This window comes from Pseudomonas sp. MAG002Y, assembly GCF_019400845.1.
GTDB lineage: Bacteria > Pseudomonadota > Gammaproteobacteria > Pseudomonadales > Pseudomonadaceae > Chryseomonas > Chryseomonas luteola.
In genome coordinates, this window is record NZ_WOEJ01000002.1 from 26,879 (window position 1) to 44,451 (window position 17,573).

The window sequence follows — 17,573 nt, forward strand, 5'->3', positions numbered from 1 at the left end:
TGTTTTCTGTTCTTCATCTTTTCACCGACAGACTGACTTATCTATTGATGACCGTTGATTTGAATACCGACAGCCTGGCTGTCGGTCTGCTGTTTTGAGGACGTTGTTCGTGGACGACACTACAGGCTCATCCGTCAGCCATCTCTCCAACCTCGAGCGGCTGCGAAGCCGTCTGCTCGATCTCAGCGCCCGTAACCGGCTGCTCAATTTTTCCCATGCGCGGAGCAAGCGTTTCGTTCGCGTGATCGACGAGCTTCCGGACCAGTTGTTCGAGATGCTGCTTTCCGAGCGCTCGATGCGCTTTGCGGCCGTGCCTGAGCCTACGCAAGCGTTGCTGCTCCAGCATGGCTTTCTGGAAAAAGACCCCTGTACGGGGCAAATGCGCGAAGTTAAAAAACTACCTACTGCAGAAGAGTGGGCTGCGGTATTGGGCATGGCTTCCAGCTATGAACTTCCCATGCCGATACTGGCCGAGGCGCCTGTCGTGGATGACAGCCTTCTGCGGCTTGAAAACGAAGGAGGCCTGATCGAAGAACCTCCCGTGCTGGAGGAGATCCGGGAGCGCAAGCATTCGGATGAGTCCATTCAGAGCCTTTATTTTCCGCCCGAACTCGAGGCGCGCCTCCAGATTCTGCATGCCCAGTCACGGGTCGCGCTGGAAGAAAGCGGTGCGAATATCCTGTATCTGGCCATTGGCTTTCTGGAGTGGGACGAATCTGTAGCCGGTAGCAACAGTACGCGTCTGGCGCCGCTCATGCTTGTGCCCGTGCAGCTGGAAAAAGGCAGGCTCAACGCGGAAACCGCGACCTTCGAATACCGTATCCAGTACACCGGCGAAGATATCCTGACCAATCTGTCGCTCAGGGAAAAGTTGCAACTGGACTTTGGAATTGCGTTGCACTCCATCACCGAGGAGCTAACGCCCGAGGCCTATTTCCGTCTGGTACAGGATACGATCCTCAGGGCCAAGCCTGCCTGGCAGGTGCGCCGGTTTGCCTCGCTCGGTCTGTTCGAATTCGGCAAGCTGATGATGTATCTGGATCTTGATTCGGAGCGCTGGAGCGAAGGGCAGCTGGGGACGCATCCGCTGGTACAGCGCCTGACAGGCGCCTCGGTGGATGAAAAGGAGCCTCTGGCCGAGGCTGGATTCAGTGCTGAATATGCAATTGATGAACTGCCCGAGGTGCACGAGCATTATCCGCTGATCGACGATGCGGACAGCTCCCAGCACAGTGCTCTGGTGGATGTCATCCGGGGTGAAAACCTGGTCATCGAAGGGCCCCCTGGTACCGGCAAGTCCCAGACCATTACCAATATGATCGCGGCGGCCATGGCTCAGGGTAAGAAGGTGCTGTTCGTGGCAGAAAAGCGCGCAGCGCTGGAAGTAGTCAAGAATCGTCTAGAGCGGGCAGGGCTGGGTGATTTCTGCCTGGAGCTGCACAGCCATAAAAGCCAGAAGCAGGCGGTGATCTCCAGTATCCGCCAGCGAATCCAGAAACGGGGTACCTTTCGTTCGCCCAAGGAGCGACAGGCTCAGATCGAGCACTATGAACGTCTGAAGCGACAGCTCAACCGCTATGTCGAGCAATTGCACGCTCCCTACGAGCAGGTTGGCATGACGGCGCATCAGATTCTCATGCAGGCGACCCGTTTGCGTGAGAGCCTGCCTGTGGCGCCTTCCGAACTGCATCCTGTGTATGACTTGCCTGTTTCGCGTGTGCAGCTGGAAGAGCAAGCCAACTTTTACGCCACCTATTATCGCAAGACTGCGCAGGAAGCTGGCGAGCCGGGACGGCTGGAAACCCATCCCTGGTTTGGCTGCCGCCTCACCCGTTTGACCGGCACCGAGCGGGAAGGCCTTATGTCGTCGCTTGAGCATGCCCGGCAAGCGCTGACCCGCTTTGCTGCGCTCAGGGCTCCACTGGCCGAACGGATGGGGGCACCGGCGCTCGCGCAGTTCACGCCCCAGGCACTGGCTGATCTGGCGGAGCGCCTTCCCGCGTTGATTCTCCCGCAAGGCGACGAGGATTGGACATTGCTGCCCTTGCTGGATGAATCATCCTGTACAGCATTGGGTGACTGGCTGGACCGGTTCGATGCCTTGCTCAAGGGGCAGGAGGCCCTAGCGCGCCGTTTCAAGCCTGACGCCATTCGTTCCGCCGATATCTGCCAGCTGCTTAACCGGGCTTGCGCTGCGCTACGGTTGCATGTGGAAGGAGAGCTGGACCTGTCACAGGCGCTGGACCTCATGAAGCGAACCCGCGATCTGATGCAGGCAGCTGCTCAGGTCAATACGGCCGTGCAACACCTGCAAGAGCAGGGCGCGGCAGGCGAGTGGATAAGCGACCGGGAGGGACTGGAGCAGCTGGGTACGTTGCTTCTCCTGGCGCAGGCACTGCCGGCCGAATTGGTCGAGGCGCGTCAGCGAAGCTATGAAGACGAGGCGCTCGATATCCTACTCTCCAAGCTCGCGGATCAGCTGCCCGAACTGCGCCGTCAGCGTGAGCATCTGTCCAAGGTGTTTTCGTTCAGCCGCCTGCCCGATAGCCAGCGTCTGGAGGATCTGCATCGCGTGCTGTCCGATGCGTCTCTGCTGCGCTGGTTCAAGGGCGAGTGGCGAGCGGCCAAGGCAGAACTGCTGACGTTGATACGGCCCGGTGTGAAGCTGGGCGAAGGCATCGACGCGCTGGTAGAGGCCGTCGCGTTTCAGCGTGAAAGCACGGCGCTGGCGCAGAATACCGGCTATGCCCAAAAGTTGGGGCCGCTGTTCAAAGGGCTTGAGACCGAAGTGGATGATCTCTTGCGTCTGCGCGCTTGGTATCGTCAGGTCCGTGAAACCTGCGGGCGCGGCTTTGGTGTCAAGGTATGGATTGCGGATTACCTGACCAAGGCAGACGCTGCGGACATCGCCGCGTTACAGGGTGAGGCCGATACACTGCTGGCCTATCTAGGAGAAGTAGAGGATTTAAGGCAGGACCTCGAAACCCTGTTTACCTTTGATGCTCATGATCTGCGCACACAGCCGCTGCTGGCCGCTGACGGTGTGCTGGTCCGCCTGCTCAAGAGCGTGGGTGGGGCACTCAAGGCGATGCTGCCCCATGTTCGGGAGCAGAATCCAACGCTCAATGGGTTGCAGGCACAGATCAAAACCCTGGAGGCGTGGCAGCAAAGCGCTACCCAGCTGCGTCAGGACCAACAGCTTGCGGCTGTGCTGGAAGGCCGCGAGCTACCGACCCTGGAGCAAGCCTCAAGCGCCCGCGCCACCCTCAACACCTGGCGTCATACCGTCGAGCTTGCCCGGCCATTGCTGGCGTTGTCTGTTGGGCGTGACCTGATGGCACGTCTGGCCGAAGAGGACGCGGACGGCGCCGAACGCCTGATCCAGGAGTGGCAAGAGCAGGCTGCGGTCATTCAGCAGGGCATGGCAGCCTGGGAAGACCGTCTGGACGCTTTCCTGGTACGAGGAGAAATCGAGCCTGACGAATGGTGGCAAGTCGTTACGGAGCCGACATTCGAAGCGCTGGAAGCACGTTTGCGCCGGGCGTCCGAACGTGAAGACCTGCTCGACCACTGGTTCGAATACCGTCGACTGCGTAGCCGGCTGGCTGATCTTGGTTTCGAGTCTACCGTTGTGGCCATCGAACGGCAGCGTCTGACGGCAGATCAATGCGCTGACGGCTGCCTGCTGGGCCTGCTGGACCGCTGGGCCTGCCAGATCCTGGAGGACAATCCGGCACTGGGGCAGTTTTCCGGTAAGGAGCAGGAGGCTATTCGGGCGCGCTTTGCCGAAATCGACCAGGCGCTCAAGCAGATTCAGCGCGACGAGGTGGCGTACGACATCGATCAGGTAGAAGTGCCTGCCGGCAACAACTCCGGCAAGGTGAAGGAGCGTACCGAACTGGCGCTGTTGGAACACGAAGCCAGCAAACAGCGGAGCCATCAGCCGATTCGCAGTCTCATGCAGCGCGCCGTCAAGGCGCTGCAGGCACTCAAGCCGTGTTTCATGATGAGTCCAATGGCGGTGGCGCAGTATCTGCCCGCGGGCGAAGTGGAGTTCGATCTGGTGGTGATGGACGAAGCCTCGCAGATGCGTCCCGAAGAGTCCTTGGGCAGCATTGCCCGTGGTCGTCAGCTCGTGGTCGTCGGTGATCCGAAACAGCTGCCGCCCACCAATTTCTTTGCACGCCAGGGAACAGGAGACGATGCAGAAGATGAGGACCTGTCCCTCGCTCAGGATTCCGAAAGTATCCTGGATGCGGCCATGCCCTTGTTCCGGCTGCGCCGCCTGCGCTGGCACTACCGCTCGCGGCATGAAAGCCTGATCGCCTTTTCCAACGCGGCCTTCTATGACGGTAACCTGGTGGTCTATCCCTCACCGCATCGCGAGTCGGCTGAGTTTGGCGTCAAGTTTGAGCGTATCGGCAACGGCCGTTTCGTCGAGCAGCGCAACGTAGAGGAAGCCGAGGCAGTTGTAGCAGCGATTGAGCATCACCTGCTCAATCGCCCACAGGAGTCCCTGGGCGTGGTTGCGATGAACGTCAAACAGTCTGAACAAATCGAGCGCCTACTGGAGCTGCGCGCCAAGCAGAACCCGGAGCTTCAGCTTGCCTGGGAGCGTAATGCGGGACTGGCCGAGCCGCTGTTCATCAAGAACCTGGAAAACGTGCAGGGGGATGAGCGAGACGTCATTTTCATCTCGTTCACCTACGGCCCCATGGAGGCCGGTGGCAAGGTGCCCCAGCGCTTTGGCCCGATCAACAGCGACTCGGGTTGGCGACGGCTGAACGTCTTGTTCACTCGCTCCAAGAAGCGTATGCACATTTTCACGTCGTTCACGGCGTCGGATGTGCTTGTTACCGGTACGTCGAGTCGTGGCGTACACGCGCTGCGTAACTTCCTACACTATGCCGAGACGGGGTATCTGCCGCGCGTGGAAGAAACCGCACGCGCCCCGGACAGCGACTTCGAGATTGCCGTCATGGACGCCTTGTCTCGCCACGGTTACACCTGTGAGCCGCAGGTTGGTGTGGCAGGCTTTTTCATCGATCTGGCCGTGCGTGATCCTGAACAGCCAGGGCGTTACCTGATGGGAATTGAATGTGATGGGGCGGCTTACCACTCAGCCAAGTCCGCGCGGGACCGGGATCGGCTGCGTCAAAGCGTCCTGGAGCAATTGGGCTGGCGGATCCGCCGAATCTGGTCAGTGGACTGGTTCCGTAACCCTCGTACACAGCTCGATCCCATTATTCATGAGCTTGATCAACTACGAAGGGAAGGGCCTGTCTCTACCAAGCAGTTGAGCAAAGAGGAAAAGACCATGGAGCATGAGGTTTTAGATGCAAGCGTAGGGACCCACCTGCTGGTTGAGCCTCCTGTTACAGAGAGAGCAAATCACGGCCCGGACGATATGAACCCGCACGTCCACTAAAATAAAGGCCCGCCAAGCGCGGGCCTTTTGCTGGAGCCTGCCTGTTAGCAGGCTTCGCCGTACAGCGTTTTCTCACGGTTGATCATGATATCTGCCAGGAACCAATAGGCTTCGCCCCAGGCATTCAGGATCTCGTCAGTGGCCGCATCACCCAGTACATCCTTGATGGCTGGGAGCAGGGCATTGGCAACCGCAGGGTAGTGTTCGGCCTTAACGTGTGTCGCTACGTGCCGAGCACAGATTTTGTCCACAGCACCCTGAATCGCTTCAAGATGGTCCACATTCTTGGCAAAGGCCAGGATGGCGGCAGCCAGGCGTCTGGGTTGTTCGCCTGACTTATGGGCGGCTTCGTCGAACAGTGCCTTTATCTCTGGATCGACAAACAGACGCTCGTACATTCGGGTCGTAATGGCGACGCCATGCTCCTGAATGACAGGCGCCGTCGATTTGATAATAGCAATGGTTTCAGGTGATAAAGGCTGGCTCATAAGGCTTCCTACCGTATTCTCAGGCCGCTGCAAAAGGCGGCCCTGTTGTCATCAGGCTAGTGTTATCGATAACAGCGCCCCTCGGCGGAGGGCTTGCTAGAAGCATAGACTACCGCGCTGATATCGCCGCAAAGGCACGAATCGATGGCTGTAGCCTAATAAGGTTGCGAGGCGGAGGTATTGATATATGTCATGGTGCCTGCAATAAGCCAGGCACCATGACATGTGGTCAGGCTCAACGGGCGTCAGGAAACCTTGAAGCCCGGCTTGATATGCGCCACCAGATCAAGGAAAAGCGTCCATGTACGCTCGGTAGACGAAATGCTCAAGCATTCATCGGGCGAGTGTGCGTTACGGATGTCCGGGCCGAAGGAGATCATGTCGACATCCTGCAGCTTGGCACTAAACACACCGCATTCCAGTCCTGCATGAATACCCGCCACTTCAGGAGCGCGGCCATATTGAGCGGTGAAGCGTTCAACAAACAGGTCGCGTAACGGGGATTCCGGCCGGAAGGGCCAGGCAGGATAACCATCATGCAGTTCGAAGCGTGCACCGATCACACGTGCCAGGGCTTCAAGCTTGGCAACGGTCGCATCCATTTGTGAGGGCTGCGAGCTACGGCTGGCGCTGCCAAAGCTGATCTCGTCGCCTACGATATCCAGCGTACCCAGGTTGGTAGAGGTTTCTACAAGGCCGGCTATATCCGGACTCATACGTTGAACACCCTGGGGCATCAGGATCAGGGCTTCACTAAGGGCCGTGGTCGTGGTTTTGGCAAAGCAGCGCTCCGGCATGGACGCGGCTTCCAATGCGAGTTCAAGGCCAGGGTCGGCCGTCACGTATTCCTGTGAAAGCCGTTCGTACCATGTCTTCAAGGTGGCGTCGAAAGCGTCGATGTTGTCTGGAGAGATAAGCAGCGTGACTTCAGCGCGGCGGGGTATCGCATTACTTTTGCCCGAGCCTCCCTGTACATGCGCAACGTGAACATCATGCTTTACCAGCAGATCACTCAGGATGCGGCCCAGCAGCAAGATTGCATTACCACGTGGCGTATGAATATCCAGGCCCGAATGTCCCCCTTTAAGGCCGCGTACGTGCAGCTTCATGGCTCTTGAGCCGGCAGGAACGTCGCTCCACTGGATCGGAAGACGCATATCGCTGCGATTGCCGCCCGAGCAGCTGGTGAATAGCAAGCCTTCTTCCTCACTATCGATATTGAGGAACAGACGACCCTTCAAGGTAGATGTATCGAGCTTCGAGGCGCCTCTGAGGCCTACCTCTTCCTGAGATGTAAAAATGGCTTCCAATGGAGGGTGCGGAATGTCATGACTTTCCAGCAATGCCAGCATGAACGCCACGGCAATGCCGTTATCGGCGCCCAGGGTAGTGCCATCAGCCTTGAGCAAGTCGCCTTCGATACGCAGCGAGATGGGGTCGCAATTGAAGTCGATGGGGTTGCCTTCGTTCTTCTCGCACACCATATCGGTATGCCCCTGCAGGATGGTTACAAGCGCATCTTCATAACCAGCGCTACCTGGCTTGCGGATAATGATGTTATCCAAGGCATCACGTTCGGCCTGCAAGCCATGGCGATCAGCAAATGCCATCAAATGATCGGCAACAGCCTGCTCGTGGAAAGAGGGGCGGGGAATAGCGGAAAGTGCTGCGAAATGACGGAAAACTGCAGCCGGGGCAAGATGCTCAACAGAGGCCGACATGATGGCTCCAGAAAAAGGAAAACGTTGAGCGTCGGCTGATGCTGCTGGCGAGTCAAGCAGTTTTACCCATGAAGCACCCGCCAGAGCGCCTCATGAGAAGGGCGGCTTACTGGTTCATGCGCTGGCGATAATCCACCAGCTCCTTGCCCAGCGCCTCGGTGGCATCCTGAAGCGTATCGATCGGACGCTTGCGGCAATAGTCACTGATCCACTGCATGCGCAGGCCGTCATCCATGCCTTCTGAAATATTCTTGATTCCACTGCGGGTGGACTCATTGAAGAAGGTGAAATAACCCGACACCCACTCACTGGCATACGGCTTGTCAGCGCTCCAGGTACTGAGCAGGTCACGGCAGGTCTTGGATCCAATACCCAACGCCTTGATGGGCTCATCCCCATCAGCAGCAAACGCCCCTTGCGCCAAGCTGCTCACCAGTGCCAGCGTCATGGCTATCCCTGTCATTCGTTTCATGGTCGTCCTCATGGGTTGGAAGCAAAAAGCGCTTGGACCTTATAAAGAGTGAAGGATTCGCTGGCAATCGTAACGTCTAAAATCTGCTTTCAAGTTTGCAGCTTTGTTCATTTACACGAGGCGCTGGCCTATGCTTTAACGACACAGTATTTCAGAAATGGTCATCTAGGAAACTAATGCCTTCTGCCATTTGATATGGGTCGGAAAACATGTTCTAGATATTCCAGTAGAAGAAGATGATAAAATATTTTTAAATATTTCGTGATTTAAGCGAAGCCTTCAGTAATGAATGAAGGGGCATTTATAGTTTGAGAAAGCGCATGGCACCCTCATATGGCAAAAGCCTTAACAAGAATTAGACGATATAGTCGATCGCTGAATCGTTAGCGACTTTTTTTCGAGCTGGGTAAGCATTATCAGACAAGCAAATATGGCCTCGGTAAGCCAGCACGCTGTTTGTAAAGGTTGGCCAATCGATATCAATTAGATCGGCGTGTATCAGTGATGTAAAGGTTTTATAATGTTGTTTGTAAAATGGTGATTCAATTAATTGTTGATTGAAGCCTTCCAGCAGAATAAGCGATATCTCATTAAGAACGAAACCCGAGTTTCCTCGGGTTTCGTCGAATATAGGCGTATAGCCAAACGTTAGAAGGCCAGTGCTACTTTTGCACCGTATTCATTGGCCTTGAGTTTGACATCGTCGGCGACGTCGAGGTTGTTCTTGAGTTTGTACTCGTTATGAACATAGTAAACGCCGACCATGACAGGCATGGAGTTGGCACCCTGGTTGAACAGTACACTCATCTCGGCGTACGGATTGGTACGGTCGCGAAGATCAACGCGGTCGCTGCCTACATCTTCAACTTTGAGGCGAGCCCGGGCGTTGAGCGTGCGGCGTGCACCGGCTTCCAGGCGGAAGGTTGTCGCCTCATCAAACTGATGGTTATAGCCCAGTGCAGCCTTGGCAAATGCACCTTTGGTGGTCAGCTTGACATCTTCGCCACTAGTATCAGGCTCATAGCGTGTCCAGCCATAGCCGCCACCTACCAGAGCATCAAGGTAGTTGGTGTTGTCGATGGCCATGCGCCAGCCAAGATCGACATCGCCTTGAGCTTCCTTGAGTTTATTGCTGTGTCTTTCACCAAACTTGACCTTGGCTTCGCCTTGATAAATGAAACCTTCCTCGCCGGTCATCTTGTTACCAAAGTTATAGAAGACGCCTCCTTTGCCCATATGGGTTTTATCGGAGCCTACGTCAGACTCAAGTTTATATTTGCTGTAGCTGCCTAATACACCCAAATTGGAAATAGGGCCGGTATCAGCGGCCATTGCATAGGATGAAGCGATGGTAAAAGCAGCTACGGCAGAAGTCTGAACCCAGCGGGCTCCGAAGAAAGGAAACATGATCGACTCTCCTAGATAAAACAGTAAATCGCAACAGGCGCGTATTACGAATGGCGCTATGTCTATAAGTTCAAAAAAATAGACGATATGCGTCAGCAATCAAGGCGATATAGTGAATTTTTAATTAATAGCGCCAATGAATAAGTTTCTGCTATTTATTTTGATATCAAAATGATTGTGTTGCATGCTTACATACATGGCTGCATACATAGCACTACTCAGTTGAAGGACTGATTATAAGAATCGCACTGCTCGAAATATGTTAACTACGAATTAGGCAGCTCATATGCGTGCAAACATAAGCCGCTATAAGCAGGTAGCAAAGCGTTAATTGAAAGGTGCTCGCACGACAAATAGCGCATGGGGCTGGCGGGGAAATGAGAGGTATACCAGGGCGGAAAAAAGCTAAGGTTGAGCAGAAGGGTGGCGAGGTGATCTGTATCGTTTTCTTCTGGATGCCACCGTTATGGTCAGCATCCAGAAGAGGGCTGAAGCGTTAGAACGCTACGCCGACTTTTGCACCGTATTCGTCATGCTTGAGCTTGACGTTATCGGCCAGGGCTAGGCGATCCTTCAGCTTATCCTCGTGGTGCTCGTAGTACAGACCTGCTGTAATCGGCAGACCTTTGCCATTCTGGTTGAACAGCATGTCCATCTCCGCATAAGGATTGGTGCGGTCATGGATATCTACACTTTCGCCGCCTTCATGCTGGACATGCAAACGGGCGCGCTCATTCAGCTGACGACGCACACCGCCTTCCAGACGCAGGGTGGTGTTGTTGTCGAAGGCATGGTTATAACCCAGGGCTGCCTTGGCGAAAGGCCCTTTTGCGGTCAGGCGTAGATCATTGCCGCTGGTATCAGGTTCATAGCGAGACCAGTCGTAACCTGCACCGACAAGCGCATCGACATAATTCTGATTATCGATTGCCATTCTCCAACCTAGATCAGCCTGGCCACGACCTTCCTTGAGGCGGTTGCTGTGCTTCTCGCCAAACTTGCCTTCAACGCCTGCCTGATAGATAAGGCCTTCGCCGCCGGTCATCTTGTTGCCGTAGTTATAGAACACGCCAGCTTTAGGCAGATGTCCATTTTGCGAGCCCAGGTTGGACTTCAGCTTGTACTGATCATAGCTGCCAGTGATACCGGCTGTAGAAATAGGGCCGCTGGTGTCTGCCATAGCGTGAAAAGAAAAGGCAGCCAATACAGAAAAAATAGAAGAATGAATCCAGCGATTGCGTGCTTTGATAGTCATAAAGATACTCCTGAACATAACGCTATAATGTTACATAGCAAGCTCACTTTAATTCAGACTGAAGTTAATGACAATAATAGTTAGCTATCTAACTGATAGGTGGTTATCGATTGGTTGGGTGAGTATTGGTGCTTCTATACCGCTAGCGCCGGGGCGATAGCGCCTTGACGCAAGTGATACAAGAGTGGCATTCGGCAGGAAGCATTCCAGGTTTCTCTGCATCCCAGCAGTAAGAGAGCCAGAAGGTTATGATCACGTTCTGCGCACAAACGACGGGTGCCTGACGGGCTTGGGGGCGGTTCTGCTAAGCCCGGCCGCTTGATCCATTGAGACGCCAGGGCCGGAACCTGTTTAGTATTGGTCACTTCGCTTAATAGACGAGATAGGGATGTCAGGCAAAAGAACAGTTGCCATTGGTTTTATCGGCTCGACGCTGGATCGGGTAGGCCAGGGCGCCAATCGCTGGAGTAAATGGCGTCCAACGGTTGGGCTATGCCAGCAGCAGGATCTGCTTGTCCACAGGCTTGAGCTGATTCATGGCACTGATGCGCGAGATGTGAACCTTGCCGAGCGGCTGAGAGAAGACATCCATCAGGTATCGCCGGAAACCGAGGTGCGCCTGCATGCCTTGTCGCTACGTAATCCCTGGGATTTCGAAGAGGTGTATGGCGCACTGCATGACTTTGCGGTGGGCTATGCCTTTGATACCGAGCATAAGGACTATCTCGTGCATATCACGACGGGCACACATGTCGCGCAGATCTGCTGGTTTCTGTTGACCGAGGCCCGCTACTTGCCTGCAAGACTCATTCAAACGTCACCCGCCAGGCGTCGTGATGAAGGCAATGAGGTATCAGGAACCCATGCGCTGATCGACCTTGACCTGTCTCGCTATGACCGTATCGCTACCCGGTTTCAGCATGAGCGTCTGGAAGGTCTGGCTTTTCTCAAGTCAGGCATTGCAACGCGGAACATGACTTTTAACCGGACCATCGAGCAGATCGAGCGCGTCGCCCTACGCTCTAAAGCGCCTCTGCTATTGATAGGGCCTACAGGCGCCGGCAAGTCTTTTCTGGCGCGCCGCATTTATGAGCTCAAGCGCAGCCGACATCAGGTGGATGGACGCTTTGTCGAGGTCAACTGCGCCACGCTCAGGGGCGACGGTGCGATGTCTACCTTGTTTGGTCATGCAAGGGGGGCCTTTACTGGCGCACAGAGCGCGCGCGAGGGGCTGCTTCGTGCGGCTGACGGCGGTGTATTGTTTCTGGATGAAATTGGTGAGCTGGGCCTTGATGAACAGGCCATGTTGCTCAAGGCGGTCGAGGAAAAGCGCTTCTTTCCGCTGGGCTCGGATAGAGAAGTGACCAGTGATTTTCTACTGATGGCGGGTACGCATCGGGACTTGCGCAGCCGCGTAGCGGAAGGGCTGTTCCGTGAAGATCTGTTTGCCCGCATCAATCTCTGGACGTTCGACTTACCCGGGTTGGCGGGGCGGCGAGAGGACATTGAGCCCAACATTGACTTTGAGCTGGAGCGTCACGCTCGGGAGCAAGGACGCCTGGTGCGCTTCAATCTGGAAGCGCGGCGTCGTTACCTGAATTTTGCCATTTCCAGCGAGGCTGCATGGAGCGGCAACTTCCGCGAGCTATCCGCCTCCATTACACGCATGGCGACTCTGGCGGACAGCGGACGAATCGATGAGGCAAACGTGCAGGAGGAGATCGACCGGCTGCGCCGTGCCTGGGGGCTTCAGTCGTCAAGCGATGGGCTGGATCTGCTTCTGGGCGAGCGGGCCGAGGAAATGGACCTCTTTGATCGTCTGCAGCTCGTGTCTGTCATCCGCATCTGCCAGCAGGCGGATAGCCTGTCTGACGCGGGGCGTCGACTGTTCGGCGTCTCACGACAGGCCAAGGCCCAGCCGAACGATGCCGATCGGTTACGCAAATATCTGGCGAAGTTCGGCTTGGAGTGGGGGCAGGTAAAAAAGGGGACGTGAAGCGGACATGTATTTCCCAAAATGAGCCGTGAGGCATGCTGTCAGCCAGCTGTGCTCATGGCTCTGAAATAAAATCAGCAGGCACATGCTCTACCAGCCAGACGCCATTGTCAGCCTGAAAGAATCGATGGCCCTGTTGATGCATATCCAGGGCTCTGATAACGAGCACTACCGGCTGGCCATAACGTTTGCCGACATTGATGGCAGTATCGGTATTATCAGAAAGATGAACGTGGTGGCGTGAGCCTGGAATCAAACCTTTCCTTCGTATTGATTCCAGAAAACGGACAGCTGTACCATGGTACAAGCGTTCGGGCGGTACTTTTTGGATGTGCTGAAGAGTGACCTGTGAGGTGGAGTGACCTTGAGCCGCCCGTATACGCGTTCCGTCGGGCGATAAGCTGAAGCGCTTTTTATCGTTGCCAACTACAACTTCTCGTATCAGGTGCTCGTTGAGTTCTCGGCCATGTCTGGCTGCGCCTGCGATCAACGTGGTGATCTCAACCCAACCTTCGCTATCGAGCGCTATGCCGATTGCCTGAGGCTCATGCCTGAGGACGTAACTCAGAAATTTGCTCGTTTCGATAAGCCTCTGATTGCTCATCGAGTCCTCCATTCAGCTGCGTGTATTTCAGCGTAGGCGAGGTAATACAGGCATTGGGCGGTATTGTCTGGCAATCCGCCCAATAAAAGGCGCTGACTAGCGTCCTGCAATGGGCTCCTGGCCGTAGCTGGGCGAGTGCGGGCCTACCAGGATGCCGTTGGGACGGCCAGCCGACAGCAAACGAAGGCTAGTGATTCCGGCAATTTCATGGCCTTTATCGCTGATCGAGTTCGCAATCTGGTTTATAGCGGCTGTGATCAGTAAGCCAATCAGACCGCCACCGCTATTTTGCTGCTGCTCAGCTGTACTTGCGCTTGCCGCACCTTGCCAAAGCAATTTGCCGCTGCGCAAATCGACGAGTTTGGCGGAAGCCGTTACAACCGTCTCACTGCTGATGATGGCATATGTACTGCCATAGCGGCTGACCTCCACATACATGGCAGCATCTGCGCCAAAGATTTCGCGAAGCTTGGCAGGCGGCGCCGCCTGCATTTCGTCAGGGGTTAACAGGCCGTTTTCCTTGAAAGTTTCATCCACGAGGGCGACAGGTAAAACGTAATAACCGGCTTCGGCCAGAGGGTAGGTCAGCTGTGAGAGTACACTGTATGTCGCCTTCACATCGGGAGACTTGTTGACTGGCGGCAGGATGACAATGGAAGCTGGTTTGCTTTCCCTGAAGGCCGTGTAGTCATAGGGCTGCTGCTGGTTAGCGCAACCTGCCAGCAAGCCGAAAGCAGACAGGATAAACAACGCTTTGAGATAAAAACTGCGCATGGGATAGCTCCTACTTCTTGAAGTTGCGCATCAGGAAGTCCATGTACGCAGTGGACTCTGGAAACAAGGTCTTTTCAGTTTCAAATTGCTGGCGGACCTGATCCATTTTGCCTACTTCGGCGTAGAGCATGCCTAGCTGTGCGTGATAACCAGGCGCAGGCGTTAGGCCTTTGGAGCGGGCTTGTTGCAAACCGGCCTCCATCGCGATGATTTGCTGTTCAGGGCCGGTTTCTTTGGTGAAGTGCTGATACACCTGATCCTGATAGCCAGGCCAGTAATAAAGCGATTTGGGCTGTTCAGCGCAGCCGCTCAACAGCGCGATCAAGGTAAGCGACAACAATGCAGCGCAGGGCTGTAAAACGCTTTTCATATCCATTCCTTAGAACGTAAAGCTTATTGCACGGGCTTCCAGGCACCGCTATCAATCCCTTCAACCAGGCGGTTGACTGCTTCGCGAATGGCCAGGTCCAGTACCTTGCCGTTCAGCGTCGAGTCGTAACTGGCTGTCCCGCCAAAGCCAACCACTTCCCGGTTGGACAGGCTGTACTCACCAGCACCCTGGGTTGAGTAAACCACTTCAGACGTACGAACGTTGACGATATTGAGGTTGACCTTGGCATAGGCAATTTGTGATTTGGCGCGACCAAGAATGCCAAAGAGCTGTTGGTCGCCTACTTCCTTGCGGCCAAATTCTGTTACGTCACCGGTAACCACATAATCAGCACCACGCAGTTGTTGGCCCTTTTTCGAGAGGGCACTTTCCTGCGCTATTTCACTCATGTTGTCACGGTCCAGTACATTGAACCGGTTGGACTGCTGAAGGTGAGTCACCAGAATGGTTTTAGCTTGACCGCCGAGACGATCGACACCATCTGAAAACAAGCCCCGCATATAGCTTGAGCGGTTGTCGAATTTACCTACGGAAACAGGCTGGCGTATGCCTTGGTAGACACTTTGAGCGGAGGTCACCTTGGCAACCTCCAAGGTCCGGGATTCTTCGGTTGCGCAGCCAGACATTAGAGCCGACAAGCTAATGGCGCTTGCAATCAAAACCTTCTTTTTCATGTACTTCTCTTTACTGAAGTTGAGGCTATTACCATCACTCCGTCTGTGCGTAGTAATAACCGTAGGCGAGCAGATCACACTGCTCTAGCGTTTGCCGTATGCAACGAAGAAAGAGAAGTAGGGATGTATTCGCTGGAATTGCCAGGGATAAGCGGCAATCGAGAATCAAGAAACCTGACCAATCCTTGGCTGATTAGCATCCTGCTAGAGAAGGGAATTTGTGAAGTCTATCAACCTTCTTAAAACATATTAGGTTGTGCTTCGACGAATGGAGCAGATGACGTCATAGACGGAGCAGCAATAGGAGAAGCCGTGAAAGATTTGTCTCAATCAGTGACTGATAGGTCTGTTTTCGAACAAGTAAGTCACGAGGTAGGGAAAGATTTTCAGCCGACCAGCGGCAGAGAGAATTAAAGGATAAAAAGCGCCATTTAAAGCCTGCTTATCATGACACGGAAACGCCTTGCAGGCTCCGAAAATACTGGCCTAAAGCCGCTTCGCTGCGTTTACTCAATAAGACTTTCTAATTAGCTTGATAGATAAAAGCATTCAGGCTAATGGTCGCCTGCTCTGAACTATCTGGAGCCAAACTGCCTCCACTTCTACAGAGCCTGTACATGACGTCGTTAAGCAGGCTCCTACACCATTGGTGTTATCAAAATCAAAAAGGAAGTAGTGGGATAAGGACAGCGTGATTAAATCTGGATAGGAGAGCTGTATGTTCGTTCATAACAAACGACTTCAGTATACCGTTCGTGTAGCTGGTCCCAACCCGGGCCTGGCCAATCTAATGCTTGAGCAGTTTGGCGGTCCTCAAGGCGAACTCGCGGCTGCGATGCGCTATTTCACCCAGGGTCTGGCCGAAGACGATGCAGGTCGTAAAGATATGCTGATGGATATCGCGACCGAAGAGCTTAGCCACCTGGAAATTATTGGCTCTATCGTCGGTATGTTGAACAAGGGCAACAAAGGCCAACTGGCCGAAGGCATCGAAGAAGAAGCCGAGTTGTACCGTAGCATCACCGGAGCGGGTAACGATTCTCACATTACATCGGTTCTGTACGGTGGCGGCGCACCGCTCACCAACTCTGCAGGTGTACCGTGGACAGCAGCTTATATCGATACCATCACTGAGCCGACTGCTGACCTGCGCTCCAATATCGCCGCCGAAGCGCGTGCGAAGATTGTGTATGAGCGCCTGATCAACCTCACTGACGACGTAGGCGTGAAAGATGCCTTACAGTTCCTGATGACGCGCGAAATCGCTCACCAGAAGTCCTTTGAGAAAGCTCTACACTCCATGCAGCCCAACTTCCCGCAGGGCAAGCTGCCAGGCAAGCCGGAGTTCGCCAACGTGTACTTCAGTATGTCCCAGGGCGAAGGCGATATGCGTGGTCCCTGGAACCAGGGTGGCGAGTGGGAATACGTAGAAAGCCCGCAACCTGCTGTTGATGGCGGTGATGGCCTGGCTACTGTCAATCTGCCTGCCAAAGACATGAAAGTGGTCGAGCAGATGGTCAAGCGCACAGCGTCCGATCCGGCCAGCAACCCTCTGACTGGGGCTGATCTGGGCTCTGGTATGGCTACGCAGAAGAAAGAAGTCTGACGCTTTTCTGCTAGATGATTACCCGTGCATGGCTTGGCTGTGGTCTGACACCACACCCTGCCATGCAGGGTTCTTATGTAAAACCTTGCGTGAGCCGATAGATACGTTCTTCACCCCGGCACTCATCAGGACGAATTAAAATGGCGGAACGCAGCCGCAATAAACGGCACTGTTATTACCGCATATCAAGGAAGCGAGATGACTGAAGAAAACCGCGACGCACAACTTTCCGAAGACCAGGCGATTGAGTTCGCCCATCAAGTACTCGATTTAGCGCGCAGTGGCGATGCAGTCACATTGGGCAAGCTGCTGGATAAGGGGCTGCCCCCCAACTTACGCACCAGCAAAGGTGACACACTGCTAATGCTGGCCAGCTACCATGGACAGCTTGATGCGGTACGTACATTGCTCGATCATGGCGCTGACCCGAATATCTGCAACGATAACGGCCAGAGTCCTATTGCGGGTGCAGCCTTCAAGGGCAATCTGCCAATGGTAAAGCTGTTGGTTGAGCAGGGTGCCGATGTGGAAGGCGTGTCCCCGGATGGCAAGACCGCACTGATGATGGCTGCGATGTTCAATCGGGCCGAAATCGCCGAATACCTGATCGAAAAAGGCGCCAATATTAACGCCCAGGATGCTAACGGTGTAACGCCTCTTGCAGCTGCACAACGTATGGGCGCGCCTGAAACGGTTGCGTTGCTGGAACGAATTCAAGAGCTGCAAAAGTAGGCAGCCTGTTTATGAAAAAGGCACC

13 protein-coding genes are annotated in these 17,573 nt (G+C 54.7%); 4 read left to right on the forward strand and 9 right to left on the reverse strand.

Translation table 11 applies throughout. From position 1 onward, the window contains the following. Positions 1 to 109 precede the first annotated feature (109 nt). Positions 110 to 5,428 (forward strand): DUF4011 domain-containing anti-phage protein Hhe, encoded by a 5,319-nt coding sequence (gene hhe, locus GM154_RS03150; RefSeq protein ID WP_219650970.1) that lies wholly within the window; start codon positions 110 to 112, stop codon positions 5,426 to 5,428. A 44-nt stretch (positions 5,429 to 5,472) separates the two neighbouring features. On the opposite strand, the gene GM154_RS03155 is transcribed toward hhe, so the two are convergent. The 5 genes from GM154_RS03155 to GM154_RS03175 form a co-directional block, all read right to left on the reverse strand. Then, positions 5,473 to 5,916 (reverse strand): globin domain-containing protein, encoded by a 444-nt coding sequence (locus GM154_RS03155; protein WP_010795926.1) that lies wholly within the window; start codon positions 5,914 to 5,916, stop codon positions 5,473 to 5,475. A gap of 245 nt (positions 5,917 to 6,161) precedes the next feature. Then, positions 6,162 to 7,637: an aminoacyl-histidine dipeptidase gene (locus GM154_RS03160; protein ID WP_219650971.1), complete on the reverse strand. Its 1,476-nt coding sequence runs from the start codon at positions 7,635 to 7,637 to the stop codon at positions 6,162 to 6,164. A gap of 106 nt (positions 7,638 to 7,743) precedes the next feature. Beyond that, positions 7,744 to 8,109 (reverse strand): HdeA/HdeB family chaperone, encoded by a 366-nt coding sequence (locus tag GM154_RS03165; RefSeq protein WP_019366404.1) that lies wholly within the window; start codon positions 8,107 to 8,109, stop codon positions 7,744 to 7,746. 648 nt (positions 8,110 to 8,757) lie between these two features. Further along, positions 8,758 to 9,516, reverse strand: a complete 759-nt coding sequence (locus GM154_RS03170) for an outer membrane beta-barrel protein (protein WP_219650972.1) — start codon at positions 9,514 to 9,516, stop codon at positions 8,758 to 8,760. Positions 9,517 to 10,012: 496 nt separating this feature from the next. Further along, positions 10,013 to 10,771 (reverse strand): outer membrane beta-barrel protein, encoded by a 759-nt coding sequence (locus tag GM154_RS03175; protein ID WP_219650973.1) that lies wholly within the window; start codon positions 10,769 to 10,771, stop codon positions 10,013 to 10,015. A gap of 388 nt (positions 10,772 to 11,159) precedes the next feature. On the opposite strand from GM154_RS03175, the gene rtcR reads away from it, so the two are divergent. Further along, positions 11,160 to 12,767 (forward strand): RNA repair transcriptional activator RtcR, encoded by a 1,608-nt coding sequence (gene rtcR / locus GM154_RS03180; RefSeq protein ID WP_219650974.1) that lies wholly within the window; start codon positions 11,160 to 11,162, stop codon positions 12,765 to 12,767. A gap of 55 nt (positions 12,768 to 12,822) precedes the next feature. On the opposite strand, the gene GM154_RS03185 is transcribed toward rtcR, so the two are convergent. From GM154_RS03185 to GM154_RS03200, 4 genes are all read right to left on the reverse strand, one after another. Further along, positions 12,823 to 13,371 carry an RNA 2'-phosphotransferase gene (locus GM154_RS03185; protein ID WP_219650975.1) on the reverse strand — a complete coding sequence of 183 codons (549 nt, stop codon included), beginning with the start codon at positions 13,369 to 13,371 and terminating at the stop codon, positions 12,823 to 12,825. A 96-nt stretch (positions 13,372 to 13,467) separates the two neighbouring features. Beyond that, positions 13,468 to 14,145, reverse strand: a complete 678-nt coding sequence (locus GM154_RS03190) for a DUF799 domain-containing protein (RefSeq protein WP_219650976.1) — start codon at positions 14,143 to 14,145, stop codon at positions 13,468 to 13,470. Between the two features lie 10 nt (positions 14,146 to 14,155). After that, complete coding sequence (locus tag GM154_RS03195) at positions 14,156 to 14,515, reverse strand: DUF4810 domain-containing protein (RefSeq protein ID WP_074821817.1); 360 nt, start codon at positions 14,513 to 14,515, stop codon at positions 14,156 to 14,158. A 23-nt stretch (positions 14,516 to 14,538) separates the two neighbouring features. Next, positions 14,539 to 15,210 carry a CsgG/HfaB family protein gene (locus GM154_RS03200; RefSeq protein ID WP_219650977.1) on the reverse strand — a complete coding sequence of 224 codons (672 nt, stop codon included), beginning with the start codon at positions 15,208 to 15,210 and terminating at the stop codon, positions 14,539 to 14,541. A 718-nt stretch (positions 15,211 to 15,928) separates the two neighbouring features. On the opposite strand from GM154_RS03200, the gene GM154_RS03205 reads away from it, so the two are divergent. Further along, positions 15,929 to 16,816 carry a manganese catalase family protein gene (locus GM154_RS03205; protein WP_010795923.1) on the forward strand — a complete coding sequence of 296 codons (888 nt, stop codon included), beginning with the start codon at positions 15,929 to 15,931 and terminating at the stop codon, positions 16,814 to 16,816. A 198-nt stretch (positions 16,817 to 17,014) separates the two neighbouring features. Further along, positions 17,015 to 17,548: an ankyrin repeat domain-containing protein gene (locus tag GM154_RS03210; RefSeq protein ID WP_010795922.1), complete on the forward strand. Its 534-nt coding sequence runs from the start codon at positions 17,015 to 17,017 to the stop codon at positions 17,546 to 17,548. Positions 17,549 to 17,573 lie beyond the last annotated feature (25 nt).